General features: G+C 46.1%; 5 protein-coding genes. 3 read left to right on the plus strand and 2 right to left on the minus strand.

Annotated features, from left to right (window positions below; genetic code table 11):
• Positions 1-1,189: 1,189 nt before the first annotated feature.
• A complete protein-coding gene (gene phoU, locus GF404_13950; protein ID MBD3383278.1) occupies positions 1,190-1,849 on the minus strand; it encodes a phosphate signaling complex protein PhoU in 660 nt (219 codons plus the stop codon).
• A gap of 419 nt (positions 1,850-2,268) precedes the next feature.
• Between phoU and cadA the strand changes: the two genes are divergently transcribed.
• Positions 2,269-4,350: a cadmium-translocating P-type ATPase gene (cadA, locus tag GF404_13955; protein MBD3383279.1), complete on the plus strand. Its 2,082-nt coding sequence runs from the start codon at positions 2,269-2,271 to the stop codon at positions 4,348-4,350.
• A gap of 175 nt (positions 4,351-4,525) precedes the next feature.
• Entirely contained in the window at positions 4,526-5,506 is a 981-nt protein-coding gene (locus GF404_13960) for a hypothetical protein (GenBank protein ID MBD3383280.1), read from the plus strand.
• Between the two features lie 130 nt (positions 5,507-5,636).
• Here GF404_13960 and GF404_13965 read toward each other — a convergent pair whose 3' ends face one another.
• Positions 5,637-6,236 carry a hypothetical protein gene (locus tag GF404_13965; protein ID MBD3383281.1) on the minus strand — a complete coding sequence of 200 codons (600 nt, stop codon included), beginning with the start codon at positions 6,234-6,236 and terminating at the stop codon, positions 5,637-5,639.
• Positions 6,237-6,468: 232 nt separating this feature from the next.
• On the opposite strand from GF404_13965, the gene GF404_13970 reads away from it, so the two are divergent.
• A partial coding sequence (locus tag GF404_13970; GenBank protein ID MBD3383282.1) for a peptidase S10 occupies positions 6,469-6,902 on the plus strand: 434 nt, incomplete at its 3' end.

A 6,902-nucleotide genomic window follows, 5' to 3' on the forward strand; every position in this document is an offset into this window, starting at 1 on the left:
CTGTCAAACCATTTTCAATCCTGATCAACTTGATTCTGATGGAGATGGTAATGGTGATGCCTGTGATAACTGTATTCTGGTCGACAATAATGATCAATTAAATTCAGATACTGACAGTTTTGGCGATCTATGTGACAACTGCCCTACCATCGACAATGAAGATCAGGCTGATGCTGACTCCGATGGCGCCGGTGATGCCTGCGATATCTGCCCTAATCATGAGCTCGATGACTGCTGTGATCCAGTCGGTATCAATAATCCACCGGAAGTCATCTCTGCTTCTGCAGATACAGTTCAGCCCTCACCCGATGAATATATCTATGTCGCTGATATGACTGATCCCGACTGCGATGGCACTGAATTAACACTGGCATTTGAGAACCTCCCCTCATGGTGCACAGTCAATGCCGATACTTTGCGGGGCTATGTTGCCTGTGATTACGCTGATACCTCTTTCAGTGTGATAGCTTCAGATGGTGATATAGCAGATACTCTTGTGGTTTCCCTGATAATCGATAATTCCAACCAGGCTCCAGAGATCACTGATACTACCAGCTATGTGGAAGTCAAGAACAAGACAGAATATACTTACTATCCCGCCTTCTCAGATCCAGATGATGCTGTCCATGTAATCAGCTATCCTTCCTATCCAGCTTGGTGTACAATCCAGAATGATACAATAGTTGGCACCGCTCCGGACTCATTAACTACTCAGGAGCTATTAGTTATTGTTGCAGACTATTGCCAGGCTGATACATTGTCATTCGATGTTTCTACATTTGTATGTGGTGATGCCAATCATGATGGTATAGTGGATGTCTCCGATGCTGTGTATGTCATCAACTACGCTTTCGCGGGAGGTCCGGCTCCTGATCCCGAGGAATCCGGTGACGCTAACTGCGACGGCAGTGTGGATGTTTCAGATGCCGTATATATCATCAACTATGCCTTCGCCGGCGGGAATCCGCCCTGCGATACTGACGGTGATGGCAATCCGGATTGTTGATTAGTATTGAATAGTATTACTTCTGGAAAATGTGAGAATCCGGCCGAGGTGTTGATGTTCAGATAGAGCCTGAATCTACGCGAGAAAAAGTTGAGATTTCTACATGACTGATATCTGTGCCAGGTATACTGATTCAGACACTTGCTTAAAAGCGTATTGGTTGTTTATTTGTGAAACAAGATATCAGTCGCCGAGGCGGTGGCGTACGATCGTACCGTTGCAGATATAGATCACGTCTTCGGCGATGTTGGTGGCCAGGTCGGCAATCCGTTCCAGGCACCGGCTGACGTGCATTATATCAATATAGGCATTCATCTGGTCGGGATTCTCGCGGATTTTATCTTTCAGGATATCATACATACTGCGGTTGAGGTCATCGACCTCATCGTCAGCCTTGCAGACGCTATACGCGGTGTCCGGATTCATATTTACCAGCGCCTGGAGACTCTTATCCAGCATTGAAACTGACTTTTCCGTCATATCATCGAAACTTTTGAAATCGATACTGAAGCGGTTACGACATAGAAATTTCACGCGTTTGGCGATATTAACAGCTAAATCACCGATTCTCTCCAGGTCGTTGTTGATCTTCAGAATCGCAACCAGGTAGCGCAGGTCGATAGCAACAGGTTGATAGAGTGTCAGGAGGACCAGAAGGCGCTCCTCCATCCTGACCTCGTCGATATCGATCTGATCGTCAGTTTCAATCACCCTGCGGGCAAGTTCGGGATCGCGGTTCTCGACCGCCAGAACAGCCTGTTCCACCTGCTTTTCGACATTGCCACATAGTTTCATCAGATCGGCCTTAACCTGATTGACTTCCCGGTGCAGACGAACTGTCATAAACACTGATCTCCAAACACAAGTTTATGTTTTTGATGCACTTATACTATATTGATCGGCCGTTTTGTACATGCCCTCCATGAGAATTATGATTAGACCTGAAGTCAGATTCGGCTCAGTAAGACAGACAGGTAATATCAGTAACCGATCGGGACAGTATTAGTTTAGCTGAATCCAAAATAATCAATATCTCTATGGGCGCAATATAAATATTAGCATTATGTTAGAAATTAGTGATATTATTATTAGCATTTATTGCAATTACTACTTATGACCCCACTTATACTGTCTCAGGAATATGGAACGACTCAGCTATTTAATTGTTTTAAACATTGCAATACATGCACTTAGTGTTTTTATCGTCATCAGGTGCCACCGAATCGCTATATTTCGCCCGCAAAAATCGGGGAGGATCCAGTATGAGTAATTCAAAAAATGAAAACCACAGAAATCATCATAAAAACTCGGATGAATCGAGCAAGCGAGAGCATAAACACGAGGAACACGGTCGGCATAACGACCATGACCACAATCATGAACATGATGGCGGTGACCATACCGAACATCATGCCATGATGATCAAAGATTTCAGAAGACGTTTCTGGATATCATTGATTGTCACAGTACCGATATTGGTGCTGTCTTCCACAATTCAGGGAATTCTGGGATTTGAGTTCTCATTCAGGTACGCCGGATATGTGCAGTTCATTCTTTCCACGTTCATTTACTTTTATGGCGGATGGCCGTTTTTGAGCGGTCTCAAGAATGAACTGGCCGGTAAGAATCCCGGAATGATGACACTGATCGGGGTGGCGATTACTGTGGCATTTACTTATAGTACTGCCACCACTTTCGGGCTCGAAGGCAAAACTTTCTTCTGGGAATTATCGACTTTAATCGATGTCATGCTTTTGGGGCACTGGATCGAGATGAAATCCGTTATGGGTGCCTCACGCTCGCTTCATGAACTTATCGAGCTTATGCCCTCGGAAGCTCATCGAGTGAAGAATGGTTCCACCGAGGATGTGAAAATTGACCAGCTTAAAGAAGATGATGTGGTCGAGGTGCGTCCGGGAGAAAAAATTCCTGTCGATGGTGTGATTTCAGAAGGTGAATCGGATGTCAATGAGTCGATGGTTACCGGTGAATCCAAACCGGTACGAAAATCGGCCGATGACGAGGTTGTCGGTGGTACTTTAAATGGCAATGGGTCGTTGCGTGTTAAAGTTCAACAGGCGGGTGACAATGCCTACCTCAACAAAGTAATTGATATGGTGCGTGAAGCCCAGGACAAGAAGTCTCGTGCTCAGCATTTAGCTGATAAGATCGCAATGTGGTTGACGGTGGTCGCTTTAACGGTTGGATTTGGTACCCTGGCAGTCTGGCTTGTGGCTGGACAGACACTGGTTTTTGCATTGGAACGGATGGCGAGCGTGATGGTCATCACCTGTCCCCATGCTTTAGGTCTGGCGGTGCCACTGGTAGTAGCCATATCAACATCAATATCTGCAAGGAAAGGGCTGTTGATCAGGAATCGTACAGCTTTTGAGAGCTCCCGGAAAATTTCGCTTCTGGCATTTGATAAGACCGGAACTCTTACTGAGGGCGACTTTGGCGTAACCAGATACAGTTCCGTAAGAGAAGATTCGGATGACGAAGATATTCTCAGGCTGGCGGCGGCCCTTGAAGCAAAGTCGGAGCATCCCCTGGGTGTTGGGATTATGAAAGAAGTTAAGGAAAAAGAAATCGATTATCCCGAGGCTAAAGAATTTAACAAGATTTCAGGTGAGGGCGTCGAGGCAGTAGTCGATGAAAAACAGGTCAAAGTTGTGGGTCCCGGTTTTCTCGAGAAGGAGCATATACAGATCCCCGATGAGGCGATAAAAAACGATCAGGAAACTGTGGTTTTTGTGCTCGTTGATGGCAGTCTGGCCGGCTATATCGCTATGGCAGACAGGATCAGGGAAGAGTCGTACGATGCTGTCAAAGAGCTAAAAGAAAGCGGTCTTAAACTTGTCATGATGACCGGCGATAATGAAAAGGTCGCAAAAAGCGTTGCTGATGAGCTCGGTTTGGATGAATATCACGCTGAAGTTCTGCCTGACCAGAAACTCGAAAAGATCGAGCAATACCAGAAAGATGGTGAGTATGTCGCCATGACAGGCGATGGAGTTAACGACGCGCCTGCTCTGGCAGCCGCCGATGTCGGTATTGCAGTCGGTTCCGGTACTGATATTGCCGCTGAAACCGCGGATATAATACTGGTCTACAGCAATCCACGGGATATAGTTTCGCTTATCGCGTTTGGTAAGAATACACATTCAAAAATGATCCAGAATTTCATCTGGGCCACCGGTTACAACGTCGTGGCGATACCGCTCGCGGCCGGAGTTTTATACAAAGCAGGTATTCTCATCAACCCCGCCATGGGCGCGATTTTGATGAGCCTGAGTACCGTGATAGTCGCGATCAACGCGCAACTGCTTAAAAGAAAATTGTGACAAAGTAGTGATTAGAAGGCCCTGGGCGGGATCAACATGATGCGTTAACATAATTCCCTGTCAAGAATTCGGAAAACAGCGGGCTGATTTGCTTAATAAATGTTGCGCCAATTCAATCGAAATATATAATTCCAGTAGCTTGAGATGATATGCAAATTTACTTACGGAGGAGAGCATGAAAAGAAATCTTCTGCTTGCAGTTGTAATGCTGTTAGCTTTGAGTTTGTGCGCGCAGGCTGATGTTCGCCATGAAAGCGTGGTTGAATACAAGTTTTCCGGCACACTGGGAACTGTTATGAAAGTCTTCGGCCTGGGCAAGCCGATCCATACTGTGGATTATTACAAAGGCGATATCAAGCGTTCAGACGTACTCGACAAAAAGGGCAGGGTACGAACTTCAGAAATTATTGACCTCGAAAACGAACTGTTCATCAGCGTTGATCACAAGAAGAAACGTTATACGCAGATGAGTTTCGACGAGTGGCGCCGGAACATGCGGGAGACGATGCAAAAAATCGAGGAGATGGAGCCTGAGCAAGAGGAAGATCAGAACGAATATGAACGTGAGTACTCCTATGATTTCGATATCCAGGTTGCCGATGAGCCCGAAGAAGTCCACGGTTTCCAGGCTAACAAGATGACCATGACGGTTGATGTTTACTCGCGTGAAAGAGGTTCGGATGAAGATTCTGTCAAAGAGATGACGATCATTTCAGAGCACTGGCTCAGCCCTGAGCTCGATGACAACGATGAAATCCAGGCCTTCAATATGAAGCTGATGAAGAAACTGGCTATGGACCCGGAAGAGGCCGAGATGGCATCGATGTTCGAACAGCTTTCGCAGACCAACCCACAATTGGCCGAGGCTATGAAAAGAATGGAGGATGAGGAAACCAAGCTCGACGGAGTGCCGATCAAGACAGTGATGGTTTTCGAAGCTTATAAGCCGGAAAGTGATGAAGAGCCCGAAGAAGAATCAGGGGGCGGTGGACTGTTTGGCGGTCTCAAGAAAAAGGCGACAAAAAAAGTGCTCGGTGGCGGTGGTGAGGATTCCGGTAAAGTGCTTGAACTCAAATCGGATATTCTCGAGCATTCCACTTCTGCTATCGACTCTAAATCATTTGCAGTCCCTGAAAAATACAAACTCAAGAATTGATTTTAGTCGGTCTGCTGTAAAAGATGATCCCCTTAATGGCGAGGGGATCATCTATCCACAGGAAGTTAGCGCGCCAAGGTATATGTAAGAAATTCGGGATCGATAGTTCCATGAGTGGAATAACCCCGGATCAAAACCTTCGGCCACGCCGACGATTTTTCATCTCTTCTTTAAGCTCATCTATGTAATCATTATAAATTTTCTGCTGTGAATCAGTCAATTCAGCCTCGATCTTATCATTTTGAGATTCCATCAGGTCATGTAATTTACGGAATCTGCTTTGCCTTGAACCGGAATCGTCCTCGAGCAATTGCTGGAACTGAGATTGGTAATACTCGAGAATCGATTCAATCGGTCTGACTTGATCTTTGTGCAGGTCGAGCAGGTGATTCAATTTTATTAACTGCGGATTGTAAACAAGCGGATAATCCAGGAGGGCCAGCTTCTCTTTTTGAGCGGAATTGAGAAGTTCAATTATATCATTCTCAGCATCCAGGTGCTGTTGTCTCCCGGGCGCGGAACCCGGATCCGGCTTCTGATCGGTTTTCGCAAGAATCTTTTGAGCGTAATTGCTCAAAACCGAAATGACCGCCTGTGTCTGGTTCGAATCGAGATTGAGATTATCGGCCAACCGATCGGATCTTTCTTTTACCAGCTGATCTGTGCCTATGGCTGAGACCGTCGTAGCTGAAATTATCAGGGTCAGTCCAATTAATTGAAATAGCTTCATAACCGCCTCCGGATTATTACGATCCTATTCACTTTCTCAGTTTGGACACAGGCGGATTTGATTTATTGCAAACATTTTGATTTCACACCAGTAAGTAAAAGTATAAAAGTTGATGTACACGCTTAGATTTGTATATTGATTCGCAAACAAAGGAGCATGAATGAGAAAGTTATTTACTATTGCAATTTTACTGTCGGTAATGTATTGCCCGGTTTTTGCTCAGCAGGCTGAGATGAAGGGTAAACCGGATAAACCGGTCCCTGAACCGATCAGCGAAACTATCCGCGAAAGTGTACACCGGGTGACAATCGCCGGAGAAACAATTGAATACAAGGCGATTGCCGGAATCCTGCATCTGAAAAAAGAGATCGATAAGCCGGTTGCGGCTGTCTTCTTCATCGCTTATCTGCGAGCCGATACCCGTGATGCTTCCGAGAGGCCGATTACGTTTTCATTTAATGGCGGTCCGGGGTCGTCCTCGGTATGGCTGCACCTGGGGGTCCTGGGACCCAGGCGGGTGTTGATGCAGGCGGACGGTCACGCTTTTCCACCTCCATATGAATTAGTCAACAACGATTACTCCCTGCTTGATCACACTGATTTGGTGTTCATAGATCCGGTCAGCACAGGTTACAGCAGGGCGGTACCGGGTGAGGACCCGAAGCA

Source organism: Candidatus Zixiibacteriota bacterium (assembly GCA_014728145.1).
Classification (GTDB): Bacteria; Zixibacteria; MSB-5A5; order JAABVY01; family JAABVY01; genus WJMC01.